The organism is Staphylococcus sp. GDX8P54P (assembly GCF_017893165.1).
Taxonomy (GTDB): Bacteria; Bacillota; Bacilli; order Staphylococcales; family Staphylococcaceae; genus Staphylococcus; species Staphylococcus borealis.
In genome coordinates, this window is record NZ_JAESMM010000008.1 from 72,342 (window position 1) to 88,534 (window position 16,193).

The window sequence follows — 16,193 nt, forward strand, 5'->3', positions numbered from 1 at the left end:
TTTTATAACAAATCACCCAAAGGATCACCTAAGCTAAAGCTTATGCGTAAAAAATGAAATTATAAATGATATGATGATACTATTTTGAAATTCGCAGTAGCTGACTGAACTGAAAAGGCGCTTAAATCAAGCTTTTCTCAGTTCTAGTCATCCTTGCGGGCGGGGCCCCAGCAGAGAGAATTTCATTAAGAAATTCCACAAGCAAAGCAAGCTGGGAGGGGACAACGAATTGTAAAAAATCACCCAAAGGTTCACCTAAGCTAAAGCATATGCGTATAGTGGCACTAACTTTTATAAAAAGAAGTGCCACTTATATGTTACTATGGGTTTATAAATTAAAGAGTGAGGATGATGTTGTCAATGAAATTAGTTTTTTATGGTGCAGGTAATATGGCACAAGCAATTTTCAAAGGAATTATTAATTCTAAAAAATTAAAGTCACATGATATCTACTTAACGAATAAATCTAATGAGGAAGCTTTGAAAAATTTCGCTGAAGAATTAGGTGTTGAATATAGTTATGACGATGAAAAGTTACTCCAAGATGCCGATTATGTATTTTTAGGATCTAAACCTTATGATTTCGAAAAAGTAGCTCAACGTATTCAACCGTTTATTAATGAAAACAATCGGTTTATTTCTATCATGGCTGGTTTACCTATTAACTATATCCAAGAACAATTACAAGTTGAAAATCCAATCGCTCGAATCATGCCTAATACGAATGCCCAAGTGGGTCATTCAGTGACAGGTATTAGTTTTTCTGGAAATTTCGGACCAAAATCAAAAGAAGAAGTTATTGATTTAGTTAATGCGTTTGGTTCGGTAATTGAAGTGAACGAAGACCATTTACACCAAGTAACAGCCATTACAGGAAGTGGTCCAGCCTTTTTATATCATGTTTTTGAACAGTATGTTAAAGCAGGAACAGATTTAGGGCTTGGAAAGGATCAAGTTGAAGAATCAATTAAAAATTTAATTATCGGTACAAGTAAAATGATTGAAAGATCAGATTTAAGTATGGAACAATTGCGCAAAAATATTACCTCTAAAGGTGGAACGACACAGGCAGGTTTAAATGCCCTAGCACAACATGATATTGAGGCAATATTTAAAGATTGTTTAAATGCAGCAGTTCAACGTAGTGTTGAATTATCAAAAAATGAAGATAATTAAATTAATATATAGAGAAAATAGGCTGGGATATAATTAATATAATGAAGCTATTTTGCAAATTCGCAGTAGCTGACTGAACTGAGAAGACGCTTAAATCAAGCTTTTCTCAGTTCAAGTCATCCCTGCGGGCGGGGCCCCAACAAAGAGAATTTCACTAAGAAATTCTACAAGCAAAGCAAGTTGGGAGTGAGACGATGAATTTAAAAAGAATTCAGTCCCACTCCCTCTCTACGAAATAAAATTGCCACTAGTATTTAAAAAATATATTGTTTTAAATTTTGAAAGTATCAAAATCCTTAACAAATTCAAAGTGAGGAACATTTTCCTTAGCTTTTAATTGATGTCTAATAGTATCTATCTCATCATAATTATAACGATTACTCAAATGCGTAATTAAACTTTTCTTAACATTAGCTTGCTTTATCAAACAAAAAACATCATCAATATGACTATGGTGATAGTTATTGGCTAATGTTTTTTCGCCTTCAATATAAGTAGCCTCATGAATCATTACATCAGAATCTCTTGCTATGCTTAACTCTGATTGACAAGGTTTCGTATCTCCAAAGATAGAGATGATTGGTCCAGGTTTAGCTGGTCCTTTGAAATCTTCAGAATTATAAATTTGGCCTTCATGTTCAAAATTATCATAAGCCTTTACTTCTTGGTACTTAGGCCCAGGATATAAACCTATTGATTTGAGTGCTTCGACATCAATAGTCCCTGGCGTTGTTGGAGATTCAATGCGATAACCATAAGAAGGAATACCATGATTTAATAATTTGGCACTAACTGTAAAGCCTTTATGATGATATGTAAACTGATTATCAATTTCAATATATGTGATTGGATAATTTAGATGAGATTCGGATAATCTTAAAGAAGTCTCAATGTATTGTTGCAATCCTTTAGGGCCAATAACTGTCAATGGTTTATCTTCCCCACCTTGAAAAGAACGACTCGTTAATAAACCAGGTAATCCGAAAATGTGATCTCCGTGCATATGCGTTATAAAAATGTGGTCAACTTTTCCAAGTTTAATTGAATGATGTAAAATTTGATGTTGTGTGCCCTCTCCGACATCAAATAGCCATATACTATTCGAAAAAGGTTCAAGGTTTAAAGCAATCGCTTGCGTATTTCTCTCTTTAGTAGGTAACCCCGCACTTGTTCCGAAGAATGTAACTTCCATGCATATGCCTCCTTTTCTTTCATTATATTTTATCATATGTGATTTATTTTGCTATAAAAAGTCATAAAATAAATGCATGTGTTTCATTTTGAGTTATAATGATATTAAATTGTGCATCATTCCATAATTCAAGTGCCTTTGTAGAAACATTAAAATTAGGCAAATAAGTTTGAAGCGGTGCAAATATATTTTATAATAATACAATCATAGTATTAAAAGAATTGAGGTTTTGAACTTGAGTAAACATTCTAAACATATTCCTTGTTTAATTACTATTTTCGGTGCAACCGGAGATTTAAGTCATAGAAAGCTATTTCCATCATTATTTCACTTATTTCAACAAGATAATTTAGACGAACATATCGCTATCATAGGAATTGGACGTAGAGATTACACGAATGAAGTATTTCGTGAACAAGTTAAAAGTTCTATTCAAAAGCATGTTAAAGATACATCACAGATCGATGCGTTTATGGAACACGTATATTATTTTAAACATGACGTAAGTGATGAACAAAGCTACAATTCATTATTGAACTTCTCTAATGAATTAGATTCAAAATATCAATTAAAAGGTAATCGCTTATTTTACTTAGCAATGGCACCTCAATTCTTCGGTATTATTTCAGATTACTTAAAATCATCAGGTTTAACTGATACAAATGGATTTAAACGATTAGTCATAGAAAAACCATTTGGCAGTGATTTGAAATCAGCTGAGCAATTAAATAATCAATTAAGACGATCATTTAAAGAAGAAGAAATTTATAGAATAGACCATTACTTAGGTAAAGATATGGTGCAAAACATTGAAGTTTTACGTTTTTCAAACGCGATGTTTGAACCGTTATGGAACAACAAATATATTTCAAATATACAAGTAACGTCTTCAGAGGTGCTCGGAGTTGAGGATCGTGGAGGTTATTATGAATCTAGTGGTGCATTGAAAGATATGGTTCAAAACCATATGTTACAAATGGTTGCACTTCTTGCGATGGAAGCGCCGATTAGTTTGAACAGTGAAGATATTCGTGCTGAAAAAGTTAAAGTATTGAAGTCACTTAGACAACTGGACCCACAAGAAGTAAAACAAAATTTCGTACGCGGTCAATACGATGAAGGCTTTATTGATGGTCAAAAAGTGATCGCTTATCGAGATGAAGATCGTGTTGCTGAAGATTCAAACACACCTACATTTGTTTCAGGCCGATTAACTATTGATAATTTCCGTTGGGCAGGCGTACCATTCTATATTAGAACTGGTAAACGTATGAAGTCGAAATCGATACAAGTTGTGGTTGAATTTAAAGAAGTGCCAATGAACCTGTATTATCAAACAGATAAATTATTAGACTCGAACTTATTAGTTATCAATATTCAACCTAATGAAGGTATATCTTTACATTTAAACGCGAAAAAGAATATTCAAGGTATTGATACTGAACCTGTACAACTATCTTATGCTATGAGTGCTCAAGATAAAATGAACACAGTAGACGCCTATGAAAATTTACTTTTTGACTGTTTAAAAGGTGATGCAACAAACTTTACACATTGGGAAGAATTAAAATCAACTTGGAAATTTGTGGATGTTATTCAAGATGAATGGACAATGAATGAACCTAATTTCCCTAACTATGCGTCTGGTACAAATGGCCCACTAGAAAGTGATTTATTGTTAAGTAGAGACGGTAATCACTGGTGGGATGATATTCAATAAATCATCAATTTATAACTATGACTTTGCATCTGGAGCAAAGATAATATTTTGAGATTTCTGAGCAAGTACACAGAGTTGAGAATGTACTTAAACTAGGCTTTATCTCAGTTCTTAGCAACTGTGCGCGAGAGTTTCAGCATAAAGATATTTATTTAATAAGCAAGTTGGGAGTGGATGAATGAATTTATATAGAATTCTGTCCACTCCCCTTTTCTATTCTTCTTAAAAAATTTTTTATATAGCACATGTTAAGATGTATATTTTCAAAAAATAAGGTAAAATAAAAGTTAATGATTGTATATTTATTGGAGTGAGAGTTTTGGACGTTATCAAGCAGATACAACAGGCAATTGTATTTATCGAAGATCGTTTGTTAGAGCCGTTTAATTTGCAAGATTTGAGTGATTACGTTGGTCTTTCTCCTTACCATCTTGATCAATCATTTAAAATGATTGTTGGACAATCACCTGAACACTATGCGCATGCAAGAAAAATGACTGCAGCTGCTAAAGAAATGGTTCAAAGTTCTTCAAGGTTAGTAGATGTCGCAAAAAAGTATAACTACAATAGTTCTAATGATTTTGCGAATGACTTTAGTGATTTCCATGGCATTTCACCAATTCAAGCATCTACCAAAAAAGATGAATTAAAATTACAAGAACGTTTATATATAAAGTTAACAACGACTGAACGAGCGCCTTATCCATATAGACTAGATACTACAGAAGATATAGCATTAGTAGGTTACGTACGTTATATTGAAGCAAACGATTTATCTAATCCTTATAAAGTTCCCGATTTTTTAGAAGATTTAATTCTTGATGGTAAAATTAAAGATTTGAAAAGGTATAATAATATAAGTCCATATGAGTTATTTGTAATTACTTGCCCATTAGATCGTGGTTTAGAATTATTCATAGGTGTTCCAAGTGATAGATACCCTTCTCATTTAGAAAGTAGAGTATTGCCTGGTAGACATTATGCAAAATTTAATCTACAAGGCGAAATCGATTATGCTGTAAATGAAGCTTGGTATTATATTGAATCCAGTCTACAACTCACTTTACCATATGAAAGAGATAGCTTATATGTAGAGATTTATCCTTTTGATATCTCATTTGAGGACCCATTCACTAAAATTCAATTATGGTTGCCTATTGAACAAGAAAATTATGACATGTAAGTCATGCGATGATAAGTATTAATGAGTACTTTTTATCTACTTACATTTCTTAAATAACAAGGAATATAGTCTAATTAAAAAGACGAGGAAAAGACAGTATACTATTATTGTCTTTTCCTCGTCTTTAATAAATTAAATTTCGGCGACAAATGCTTCAAATGGTTTGAGTGATGCTACGTCTAATTGACTTGTGTAATTGTGTAGTTTGATTGCTTCGTCATCGATAGCAAAAGGTAATGTTAATGAACTTTGTTTATCAGTTAAATTACCTGCAACTACTACAGTTTTGCCATCTAATTGTCTTTTATATGCAAATACATTTTCATTATCAGCATCAATCAAATCAAATTGGCCATACGTATAGATATCATGAGATTTTTTTAATTGTATTAATTGTTTGTAGAAATTAAGTACAGAGTCTGCATCTTCTAATTGCTGAGCAACATTGATTTTTTTATAATTCGGGTTAACTGGGAACCAAGGTTCACCTTCCGTGAATCCACCATTTGGACTATCATCCCATTGCATAGGTGTACGTGAGTTATCTCGATTTTCCATTTTATACTTATCTAGTAATTGATCAACATCTCCACCTTGCGCTTTGACAATTTGATATTCATTTCTAACAGCAACATCATTAAATGTTTCAATACTTTCGAAAGGATAATTAGTCATACCGATTTCTTGTCCTTGATAGATAAACGGTGTACCTTGTTGTAAGAAATAGACAACTGCATGACTTGTAGCGGATTCAAACCAGTAATCTTTATCGTTCCCCCAAGTAGACACACGTCGAGGTTGATCATGGTTTTCTATGAAGAGTGCATTCCAACCAATTCCTTCTAGTCTCTTTTGCCAACGATTTAAAACCGTTTTATATGATTTAACATCAAATTGAGAATCACCAGTACTCCACAAACCTAAATGTTCAAATTGGAAAATCATATTGAATTTCCCTTTATCTTCTCCTACCCAATCTTCTGCATTATCTGGATTAACACCATTAGCTTCTCCAACAGTCATAATGTCATATTTACTAAGAGACGCATCTTTCATTTCTTGCAACCAATTCTGAATACCTGGTTGATTCATATCTACATCAAAGGCTGGAGCATATGTCTTTCCTTCTGGTACAGGTAAGTCGCCAGCTTCAAATGTTTTCTTAATATGGGTTATAGCATCGACACGGAAGCCGTCAATACCTTTTTCAAACCACCAGTTCATCATGTTAAATACTGCTTCACGAACATCTGGGTTATCCCAATTTAAGTCTGGTTGTTTTTTACTAAATAAGTGGAAGTAATATTGGTTCGTTGTCTCATCAAACTGCCAAGTTGACCCATTAAAGATACTCTCCCAATTATTAGGTTCAGAACCATCCTCTTTAGGGTCTGCCCAAATGTACCAGTCTCTTTTTGGATTATCTTTACTAGATTTAGATTCAATAAACCATGGATGCTCATCAGATGTATGGTTAACGACTAAATCTAATATGAGTTTCATACCACGGTCATGTACCCCTTTTAATAGACGGTCAAAATCTTCCATTGTACCAAATTCATCCATAATATCTTGATAATCACTGATGTCATAACCATTATCATCGTTAGGCGATTTATACATTGGACTTAGCCAAATAACATCTATGCCTAAGTCTTTGAGATAGTCTAATTTTTCGATTACACCTGGTAAATCACCAATACCATCATTATTACTATCATTAAAACTTCTTGGATAAACTTGATACGCTACTGCTTCTTTCCACCAATTTTTTGTCATAAGTATGCTCCTTTATCGTTTTGTAGTTGATACCCTTTCTACTATTTGAGTTGAAATCATTTTTGCAGTAAAAGAAATAGCTTTATTTCCTAATACATCAATGATTGTATTACCTGCTGTTAGGCCAAGTATATCTGGGTTAATATTTACACTTGTTTGTGATGGCGTTGCGTTTTCAGTGAGAAAAGATGTATTAAATGTAGCAGTTTGTATATCATTTGGTATGTGGATTTGATATTCATACAACACATTTAATAATTGCATATTCAACATAGCATCAGACGTTATAATCACTGTAGGCTTATGACGAACATCAATACAATAGTGTTTTATACAATCACGCAAATCTTTGATAGACGCTATTACGGCGTAGTTAATAGGAATGTTAACGTCGTTACAGTATTGTTTAAATCCTTCTGTACGATCTTCTGTAACTGCATAATGTCCAGATTCTTGTAAAAATAACATTGACCGATGACCTAATTGATACAAATACTTTGCTAATTCAAAAGCTGCATCGACATTATCATTATCGATGTGTATAACTTGATCATAGTTTAAAGATTTCCCAATAATCAGATAAGGCACATTAAACTCATGAAGTAGTCGTTCTACAGGATCATCTTGCAAAGAATACAAAAGAATAAAGCCATCTACACTTTTAGATTGAATCATTGTCTTTACTTCTTCGTATAGGTCAGCGCTTTTCTCTGATACAGTCATTCTAGTTGAATAGCCTCTTCGATTACATGCCTGATTGATACCGTTGAGAACATCGCTATTAAAGGGATTTTGACGTATTTCAGGCGCAGAACTTTTTTGTATTAATCCAATGGTCAATGTTTTATTTGTTATTAATGTTCTCGCCGCTTGATTAGGAATATAACCTAATTTGGCCATAGCTGCTTTGACTTTAATAGTAGTCGAATCACTAATTTTCGGATTGTTTTGTATGACTCTTGATACTGTAGATGTAGCTACATTAGCCTCTTTTGCAACGTCTTTAATTGTAACCGTCGCATATCACCTCACTAAGATTTTATAGTAAACGCTTTCATATTCATCTATATTTTTATCGTATAGAATTGCTTATAGGAAGTCAATCATTTTGTGCAATCGTTTGCACTAAATGCAAAAAAGAAGGGAGTGAAACAGAAATAGTATTGTTTCAAAATTTATTTCTGTCTCACTCCTAGCTTGCTTAGCTTGTCGCATATCTTGATGAAATGCTATTTTCAAGAGCCTCGAGTTGGTTTGAAAGAAGCGTGTTACAAGTTCATTGTTAATACAGTCAGCTACTATGATTTTGCAAAATAGCATCATTATATTATATATGTCTTAGGCGCTTCTCTAAAGCATTAGTGATTATTCCTCAACCCATTGTGTATGGAAGATACCTTCTTTATCTTTACGTTCATACGTATGTGCACCGAAATAGTCACGTTGCGCTTGAATTAAGTTTGCTGGTAAATCTTCAGAACGATAACTATCATAGTAGTTTACGCTGGCAGAGAAGCCGGGTGTTGGTACACCGTTACGCACACCTGTTGCCACTACGTCTCTCAACGCATCTTGATATTCTGTGACAATACCTTTGAAATAAGGATCTAATAAAAGGTTTTGTAATTCTGAGTTATTATCATAAGCGTCTTTAATTTTTTGTAAGAATTGAGCACGAATAATACAACCCTCACGCCATATCATTGCTAAATCGCCCAATTTTAAATTCCATTCATTTTCTTCGCTAGCTTTACGCATTTGCGCAAATCCTTGTGCGTATGAACAAATTTTACTCATATATAAAGCTTTACGGATTTTTTCTAAGAACGCTTCTTTATCACCAGTAAATTCTGCTTTAGGGCCATTTAATTCTTTAGATGCATTCACACGTTCTTGTTTAATTGATGAAATGAAACGTGCAAATACAGATTCAGTAATAATTGTTAAAGGAATACCTAATTCTAAAGCATTGATAGAAGTCCATTTACCTGTACCTTTTTGACCTGCAGTATCTAAGATTTTTTCAACAAGTGCTTCATTGTCATCGTCTAATTTAGTAAAGATATCACCTGTGATTTCAATTAAATAACTTTCTAACTCACCGGCATTCCATTCTTTAAACGTTCTAGAGATGTCTTCATGTGACATGCCTAATAAATCTTTCATCATTGCATAACTTTCTGCGATAAGTTGCATATCTGCATATTCAATACCATTGTGAACCATTTTAACATAGTGACCTGCGCCATTTGGTCCTATATATTCTACACATGATGCACCATCTTTAGCTTTTGCAGCTATAGCATCTAATATATCACTTACTTTATTGTAAGCTGCTTCTTGACCGCCTGGCATTAATGAAGGGCCAGTAAGGGCACCTACTTCACCACCAGATACGCCCATACCGATAAAGTTAATACCACTTTCAGCTAAGGCTTTATTTCGACGGATTGTATCTTGATAATTAGTGTTACCACCATCAATTAAAATGTCATCATCATCTAATAATGGCAGTAAACTGTCAATTGTTGCATCTGTTGCAGGACCAGCTTTGACCATTAATAAAATTTTACGTGGTTTTTCTAATGAATTCACAAATTCTTCCAAAGAATATGTTGGGTGGATTTGTTTACCTTTAGATTCATTCACCATCTCATCTGTTTTTTCACTTGAACGGTTGAATACAGATACACTATAACCACGTGATTCGATATTCCAAGCCAGGTTTTTTCCCATTACAGCTAAACCTACTACACCTATTTGTTGAGTCATATTACTTACCTCTCTCATTCAATTTTTCAATAGTATTGTATCATAAAACTAGAATGTACTTCACTAAACTAAATTACGATTTAGCTACTAATTCAATAATTTTGACAATTTGTGTTGCTAAGTCGTTGAGAGACTTAATTGAAATGCGTTCTGATGTAGTGTGAATGTGTTCATAGCCCACACCTAAAATGACTGTAGGGATTCCAAATGTATTAATAATACTACCATCTGAGCCACCTCCAGCAATAACAGTATCACCAGCTAATCCTAATTCTTTCGCACTATTTATAGCATATTGCGTAACTTTATCTTCATCATTTAATTTAAAGCCAGGATAGCTTTTCTCAATCATTACTTTGGCTTCTCCACCAAATTCTTGCGCAGTTGACTCAAATATTTCTTTCATATGTGCTACTTGTTGCTCAATACTTTGTTCATTATGAGAACGTGCTTCAGCTTCTAGCATGACTTCATCTGCAACAATATTAGTTGCAGAACCACCGTGAAATTTACCTATATTTGCAGTTGTATATTGATCAATTTGACCTAGTTTCATACGACTTATTGCTTTTGCGGCAATATTAATTGCACTAATCCCTTCTGAAGGCGTACTAGCATGAGCAGTTTTACCTAAAATAGTCGAATTGATGACCATTTGAGTTGGTGCACGTACGACTGTTGTACCAACAGGTTGACTAGCATCGACAGCATAACCAAATTCAGCGTCTATGAGTGATTTATCTAATTCTTTCGCACCTTTAAGACCTGACTCTTCACCAACAGTAATTATGAATTGAATTTGACCATGTGGTATTTTATTGTCATTAAGATACTGTATTGTCTCAATAATTGCTGCTAATCCTGCTTTGTCATCCGCACCTAAGATGGTTGTTCCATCTGAGTATATATAGCCATCATCATTAATTTGAGGTTGAATATTTAACCCTGGCACTACGGTATCCATATGGCTAGTGAAATAAATTTTAGCTACATCTTGGTTATCACTTGTTGCGGGCAATGTACATATAAGATTATTAGCACCTAACCATGACTTTTCTGAAGCTCTGTCTTCAGCAACATGTAAACCTAATGCTTCAAATTTCTTTTTTAGAATGGGTTGGATGACTTCCTCATGACCTGTTTCAGAATTTATTTTCACTAATTCTAGAAATGTTTCAAGTAATCGTTGACTGTTTATCATTGTGATAAAACCCCTTTCTTATTTGATTTCTATTTTAACTAACTTTCTACAATATCAAAAATAAATTGATTGCCATTTGTATTAAAATCATTTATGGTTAATTTATATATTTGGTAAAGTACATGTTACTAAGTACTTTAATAAGGAGCGTCAAATAGTGAATAATAAAGTACTAAGAATTATAATTATTGTAATGTTAGTCGCTATTATAGCAGCATTACTACTCACAAGTTTAGTGCCATTGATGCATTAATATTTATAGAAAAGAGGCTAAGACGAACATCTCGTCTTAGCCTCTTTTCTATTTAATAACTTATTATAATTCATTATGCAATCTTAATGAACCAAACTGAGATTTAATATTTAGATACTCTTCTAACTCATTTAATATTTGCATCATACTTGAACGTGATTTTAAAGATTGATGAGATTTAGGAAGTGGTAATTCATCTAATGACAAACGGATTTCATATAATGAATGTAAACGAAGTGCAGTATAGTCGTTACTATTTACATTATTACCAATTTCTGTCATTAAATGTGATACATCTGCCAATAGAGGATCGTCGACAGTAACTTGATTTAATAAAGGTTTAATTCTACGAAGTAATTCAAGTTGTTCTTGTCTCATATCAAAGTAGTGATAATAAGAGTTTTCATTTCGAATAAAATGATTTTTAACATCTCTAAATGCAATAGATTTCGCTTTACGAATATCCAACTGAAGTTTCTCGAAAGATAAAGACAAATCATTACTATAATTCGAGCACGCTTCACTATATGCCATAAATATGTCTTTGAATCCTTTTTCAATTTCTTTCTTGAAAGAAACGAGTGTTTTATCCAAACTCGGCATAATTAAATTCATGATGAATGCAATTCCTAGCCCAATAGTTAATAAGAGTAGTTCGTTGATAATTAAATGTAAATTAATCGTTGTTGCATTAAAAACATGTAGTAATATGACGCAACTCGTTACAACACCCTCTTGAACCTTAAGCATGACAGTTATAGGAATAAATAATAAAACAATTAATCCTAGAACAAGTGCACTCTGACCTAGTAGGCTAAATACAAGTGAACCGAATAGTAGAATTAAAATACAAGATACAAATCGTGATACGATAGCTTGTACTGAATGAACTTTTGTATGTTTGATACACAATACAATGAGGATAGCACTTGATGCATAATTATCAAGTCCTATCCATTTGGCTAAAATGACACCTAGCGTTATACCTACCGCAGTTTTAAGTGTTCTAAATCCAATCTTATACGGATTTAACTTTAGCATCGGTAAATCCTCTTATCTTTCGTCGCAATACTTATCAAATAGGCTTTGTAATTGATTAATAACATCCATTACATCATGGCCTTCTATTTGATGACGTTCGATCATTTCGGTAATTTTACCATCTTTAATTAGAGCAAAAGATGGGCTTGAAGGTGCATATCCTTCAAAGTAATCTCTAGCCTGTTGCGTAGCTTCTTTATCTTGACCAGCAAATACAGTAACTAATCGATCTGGTAACTTATCATAATGTAATGCATGTGATGCTGCTGGACGCGCAATTCCACCTGCACACCCACATACAGAATTAACCATTACTAATGATGTACCATTTTGTTGTAATACTTTATCAACGTCTTCTGCTGATGTTAATTGCTCGTATCCTGCACTTTCAATTTCGTTACGAGCTTGTTCAACCACACCATTCATATATAAATCAAAATTTAAATCCATTTTGAATCACCTTTCAATCTTTTATTTATTCAATGTTATTCTACTAATTTAAACGATAGAGTTCAAATAGGTTGTCCAAGGCTATGCCATCTTATTACATACTAATAAATACTTGTATTTTCAACTGTAAATTGCTCAATTCGTTGTTTTACTTGCGACATGAAGCGACCTGTTTGGACACCATCTAATATACGGTGATCAATCGAAATACATAAATTAACCATGCTTCTAATTGCTATCATGTCATCAATCACGACAGGTTTTTTTACAATTGATTCTACTTGTAATATTGCAGCTTGTGGATGGTTAATAATACCCATTGACGAAACAGAACCGAATGTACCAGTGTTATTAACCGTAAACGTTCCACCTGACATGTCCTCTTGAGTTAATTGTTTATTTCTAGCTTTTCGTGCTAATTCATTGATTTCTCTAGCAATGCCTTTAATAGATTTTTCATCAGCATGTTTGATAACTGGAACATATAATTTATCTTCATCTGCAACTGCAATCGAAATATTAATGTCTTTATGAATGATAATTTCCTCACCGTCCCAACTACTATTTAAGAGTGGGTTTGATTTGAGCGCTTCTGCAACAGCTTTTACAAAGAATGCAAAGAAGGTTAAATTATATCCTTCATTCTCTTTGAATGTGTTTTTATGATGGTTTCTCGTTTTAACCAAGTTAGTTGCATCAACTTCAACCATCATCCATCCATGTGGAATTTCAGTAACACTTGTTACCATGTTTTGGGCAATTGCTTTTCGTACGCCTTTTACCGGAATAGACTGACCTGGTTGCGTATGATTTGAATCAGTGCTGGCCACTTGATTTTCAAAAGATGGCTCTGTTTTGTTATTAAGTTTAGAATTTTGTTTCTCAGAATGCACATAAGCTTCAATATCTTTTTTAGTTACTCTTCCTTCGAAACCTGTGCCACGCACACGTGATAAATCAACATTATTTTCAGAAGCAATTTTAAATACGACAGGAGAATAGCGACCATTATTTAGTGGTGACGGTGCTGATTCTGTATTTGATTGTTCATTTTGACGAACGTTCTGATCAGTGTGAACACTTGAGTCTGATTTTGGCGTTTTATCAGTTAAGACATCCATATTGTTTGTATTAACAGTTGTTTCATTCTTATTATCATCTGTTTCTTGTTTATTATTATGCGTGTTCGTTGATTGATTTGACTCAGAAGATTCAATTTTACATATAACATGATCTATTTGAACTGTTTCTCCTTCAGAAACTAAGATTTCAGTAATAGTACCAGAAACCGTTGAAGGTACCTCAGCGGTTACTTTATCAGTAACGACTTCACATAAGGGTTCATATTCGTCTACATAGTCTCCTACAGAAATAAGCCATTGCTCGATTGTACCTTCATGAACACTTTCGCCTAGTTTAGGCATTTTAACATCCATAATTTTGCCTCCTTAAAATTGTGCAAGTTCTCTCATTTTTTCTAAGATTTTATCAGGATTCATCATAACTTCATTTTCTAAATTCGGAGAAAATGGCATTGAAGGTACATCTGGTCCAGCTAACCTCATAATCGGTGCATCAAGTTCAAATAAACAGTTTTCAGCAATAATTGCCGAAACTTCTGACATGATACTACCTTCAAGATTATCTTCAGTTACGAGTAAAATCTTGCCATTGATTTTGGCGCGTTCAATAATTGTCTCTTTATCTAAAGGGTAAACTGTTCTTAAATCAACAATTTCTACACTGATACCATCAGCGGCTAAAATATCAGCAGCTTGCATACAATAATTTACACATAATCCATATGTAAATACTGTAATATCGTTGCCTTCTCGTTTAACATCAGCTTTTCCAAGAGGAACAGTATAATATTCTTCTGGTACTTCTTCTTTTAAGAAGCGATAGGCCTTTTTATGTTCAAAAAATAGTACTGGATCATTAGATTCAATAGAAGATAACAATAACCCTTTAGCATCATAAGGTGATGAAGGAATGACGATTGTAAGCCCAGGTGTAGAAGCGAAAATACTTTCGATACTTTGAGAATGGTATAAACCACCATGAACACCACCACCAAAAGGTGCTCTTATTGTAATCGGGCATTGCCAGTCATTATTTGAACGATAACGCATTTTTGCTGCTTCACTTATAATTTGATTAACTGCTGGTAAGATAAAATCTGCAAATTGAATTTCTGCAATTGGTCGTTTGCCAATCATTGCAGCGCCAATAGCAGTACCAACGATATTAGATTCGGCTAACGGGGTATCAATTACTCTTTCAACACCGTATTTTTCTTGTAAACCACGTGTAGCGCCAAATACGCCACCTTTCTTCCCAACATCTTCACCAAGTATAAATACATTGTTATCTTGTTCCATGGCTAAATCTTGTGCTTGTTGTATCGCTTCAATATAAGTCATTTTACTCATTGCCAATACCTCCTTCTGGATCATACACAAATTGATATGTTTCATCTACAGATGGATATGGCGCTTGTTCTGCGTCTTTTGTGGCTTTGGTAATAATTTCTTTATGTGCTTGCTCTAACTGATCTAACCATGCTTGATCGATGATACCTTGTTCGAGTAAATAATCTTTAAATTTAAGATTGCAATCATACGTTTTTAAAGCTTCTCGTTCTTCTTTAGTACGATATGTATCATCATCATCTGATGAATGTGGTGTCATACGATTTGTAACGGCCTCAATTAAGGTAGCACCTTCACCATTTAATGCACGTGTTCTAGCTTCTTTCATTGCTTTATACATAGCAATAGGATCGTTACCATCTACAGTTTCACCGTGGATACCATAGCCTAAAGCTCTATCAGAAAGTTTTTCGGCGGCATATTGTAGTGAATTTGGAACTGATATCGCGTATTTATTATTAATAATGACGCAAACAAAAGGTAGTTTGTGTACACCTGCAAAGTTTAACCCTTCGTGAAAATCTCCTTGATTTGAACTTCCTTCACCTACAGTGGCTGTAGCGATATTAGGTTTTTTATCCATTTTCAAAGCTAAAGCAGCACCTACTGAATGCGGTATTTGAGTTGCAACAGGAGAACTTTGAGATAATATCCCTTTTTCACGATGACTGAAGTGAGATGGCATCTGCTTGCCACCAGAATTAATATCATCCTTTTTACCGAATGAAGCTAGCATTGTATCATAAGGAGAAATACCCATATAAGTTACAAATGCTAAATCTCTATAATATGGAGATGAAATATCTCCTTCTTTCATAGCATAAGCCATTCCTATTTGAGTGGCTTCCTGACCTTGTCCACTTACGACAAAGGGAATTTTACCCGCACGGTTTAGTAACCATAATCGTTCATCTACTTTTCTGCCTAAATCCATCCATTTATAGATTTCTTTGAGGTCATCTTCTGAGAGTCCGACAGATTTATAATCAATCAT

General features: G+C 33.7%; 14 protein-coding genes. 4 read left to right on the forward strand and 10 right to left on the reverse strand.

The genetic code is table 11. The features are described 5' to 3' along the window. Nucleotides 1-360: 360 nt before the first annotated feature. Nucleotides 361-1,176 carry a pyrroline-5-carboxylate reductase gene (gene proC, locus KA909_RS03525; RefSeq protein ID WP_107629496.1) on the forward strand — a complete coding sequence of 272 codons (816 nt, stop codon included), beginning with the start codon at nt 361-363 and terminating at the stop codon, nt 1,174-1,176. A gap of 271 nt (nt 1,177-1,447) precedes the next feature. Here the strand turns inward: proC and rnz are convergent, their stop codons facing one another. Further along, nucleotides 1,448-2,368, reverse strand: coding sequence for a ribonuclease Z (gene rnz / locus KA909_RS03530; RefSeq protein ID WP_210129963.1), 921 nt, complete (start codon nt 2,366-2,368; stop codon nt 1,448-1,450). A gap of 235 nt (nt 2,369-2,603) precedes the next feature. On the opposite strand from rnz, the gene zwf reads away from it, so the two are divergent. Continuing rightward, the gene (zwf, locus tag KA909_RS03535) at nt 2,604-4,088 is read left to right on the forward strand and encodes a glucose-6-phosphate dehydrogenase (RefSeq protein WP_053029463.1); all 1,485 of its coding nucleotides are present in this window, start codon (nt 2,604-2,606) and stop codon (nt 4,086-4,088) included. 319 nt (nt 4,089-4,407) lie between these two features. After that, complete coding sequence (locus KA909_RS03540) at nt 4,408-5,271, forward strand: AraC family transcriptional regulator (RefSeq protein WP_075109097.1); 864 nt, start codon at nt 4,408-4,410, stop codon at nt 5,269-5,271. 132 nt (nt 5,272-5,403) lie between these two features. Here KA909_RS03540 and KA909_RS03545 read toward each other — a convergent pair whose 3' ends face one another. The 4 genes from KA909_RS03545 to KA909_RS03560 all read right to left on the reverse strand — a co-directional run bounded on the left by KA909_RS03545 (nt 5,404) and on the right by KA909_RS03560 (nt 11,023). Further along, nucleotides 5,404-7,050 (reverse strand): glycoside hydrolase family 13 protein, encoded by a 1,647-nt coding sequence (locus KA909_RS03545; protein ID WP_193839306.1) that lies wholly within the window; start codon nt 7,048-7,050, stop codon nt 5,404-5,406. Nucleotides 7,051-7,062: 12 nt separating this feature from the next. Continuing rightward, a complete protein-coding gene (locus KA909_RS03550) occupies nt 7,063-8,058 on the reverse strand; it encodes a LacI family DNA-binding transcriptional regulator (protein ID WP_193839969.1) in 996 nt (331 codons plus the stop codon). Nucleotides 8,059-8,415: 357 nt separating this feature from the next. After that, entirely contained in the window at nt 8,416-9,822 is a 1,407-nt protein-coding gene (gene gndA / locus KA909_RS03555; protein WP_193839305.1) for an NADP-dependent phosphogluconate dehydrogenase, read from the reverse strand. 73 nt (nt 9,823-9,895) lie between these two features. Continuing rightward, on the reverse strand, nt 9,896-11,023 hold the full coding sequence (locus tag KA909_RS03560; protein ID WP_210129964.1) for a M20/M25/M40 family metallo-hydrolase: 1,128 nt from the start codon (nt 11,021-11,023) through the stop codon (nt 9,896-9,898). A gap of 157 nt (nt 11,024-11,180) precedes the next feature. On the opposite strand from KA909_RS03560, the gene prli42 reads away from it, so the two are divergent. After that, nucleotides 11,181-11,276 (forward strand): stressosome-associated protein Prli42, encoded by a 96-nt coding sequence (gene prli42 / locus KA909_RS03565; protein ID WP_154392014.1) that lies wholly within the window; start codon nt 11,181-11,183, stop codon nt 11,274-11,276. A 63-nt stretch (nt 11,277-11,339) separates the two neighbouring features. Here the strand turns inward: prli42 and KA909_RS03570 are convergent, their stop codons facing one another. The 5 genes from KA909_RS03570 to KA909_RS03590 form a co-directional block, all read right to left on the reverse strand. Further along, a complete protein-coding gene (locus tag KA909_RS03570; protein WP_193839303.1) occupies nt 11,340-12,317 on the reverse strand; it encodes an aromatic acid exporter family protein in 978 nt (325 codons plus the stop codon). Between the two features lie 12 nt (nt 12,318-12,329). Continuing rightward, nucleotides 12,330-12,767, reverse strand: coding sequence for a bacilliredoxin BrxB (brxB, locus tag KA909_RS03575; RefSeq protein ID WP_070854986.1), 438 nt, complete (start codon nt 12,765-12,767; stop codon nt 12,330-12,332). A 101-nt stretch (nt 12,768-12,868) separates the two neighbouring features. Continuing rightward, a complete protein-coding gene (locus tag KA909_RS03580; protein ID WP_193839302.1) occupies nt 12,869-14,203 on the reverse strand; it encodes a dihydrolipoamide acetyltransferase family protein in 1,335 nt (444 codons plus the stop codon). 12 nt (nt 14,204-14,215) lie between these two features. After that, nucleotides 14,216-15,199, reverse strand: coding sequence for an alpha-ketoacid dehydrogenase subunit beta (locus KA909_RS03585; RefSeq protein ID WP_193839301.1), 984 nt, complete (start codon nt 15,197-15,199; stop codon nt 14,216-14,218). Then, on the reverse strand, nt 15,192-16,193 hold the full coding sequence (locus tag KA909_RS03590; protein ID WP_070854983.1) for a thiamine pyrophosphate-dependent dehydrogenase E1 component subunit alpha: 1,002 nt from the start codon (nt 16,191-16,193) through the stop codon (nt 15,192-15,194). Before KA909_RS03590 ends, KA909_RS03585 begins: the two co-directional genes overlap by 8 nt.

Excerpts from the sequence above, each read along its gene's own strand:
- proC (WP_107629496.1), top strand. The coding sequence starts at position 361 with ATGAAATTAGTTTTTTATGGTGCAGGTAATATGGCACAAGCAATTTTC.
- rnz (WP_210129963.1), bottom strand. The coding sequence starts at position 2,368 with ATGGAAGTTACATTCTTCGGAACAAGTGCGGGGTTACCTACTAAAGAG.
- KA909_RS03545 (WP_193839306.1), bottom strand. The coding sequence starts at position 7,050 with ATGACAAAAAATTGGTGGAAAGAAGCAGTAGCGTATCAAGTTTATCCA.
- gndA (WP_193839305.1), bottom strand. The coding sequence starts at position 9,822 with ATGACTCAACAAATAGGTGTAGTAGGTTTAGCTGTAATGGGAAAAAAC.
- KA909_RS03560 (WP_210129964.1), bottom strand. The coding sequence starts at position 11,023 with ATGATAAACAGTCAACGATTACTTGAAACATTTCTAGAATTAGTGAAA.
- KA909_RS03570 (WP_193839303.1), bottom strand. The coding sequence starts at position 12,317 with ATGCTAAAGTTAAATCCGTATAAGATTGGATTTAGAACACTTAAAACT.
- brxB (WP_070854986.1), bottom strand. The coding sequence starts at position 12,767 with ATGGATTTAAATTTTGATTTATATATGAATGGTGTGGTTGAACAAGCT.
- KA909_RS03580 (WP_193839302.1), bottom strand. The coding sequence starts at position 14,203 with ATGGATGTTAAAATGCCTAAACTAGGCGAAAGTGTTCATGAAGGTACA.
- KA909_RS03585 (WP_193839301.1), bottom strand. The coding sequence starts at position 15,199 with ATGAGTAAAATGACTTATATTGAAGCGATACAACAAGCACAAGATTTA.
- KA909_RS03590 (WP_070854983.1), bottom strand. The coding sequence starts at position 16,193 with ATGATTGATTATAAATCTGTCGGACTCTCAGAAGATGACCTCAAAGAA.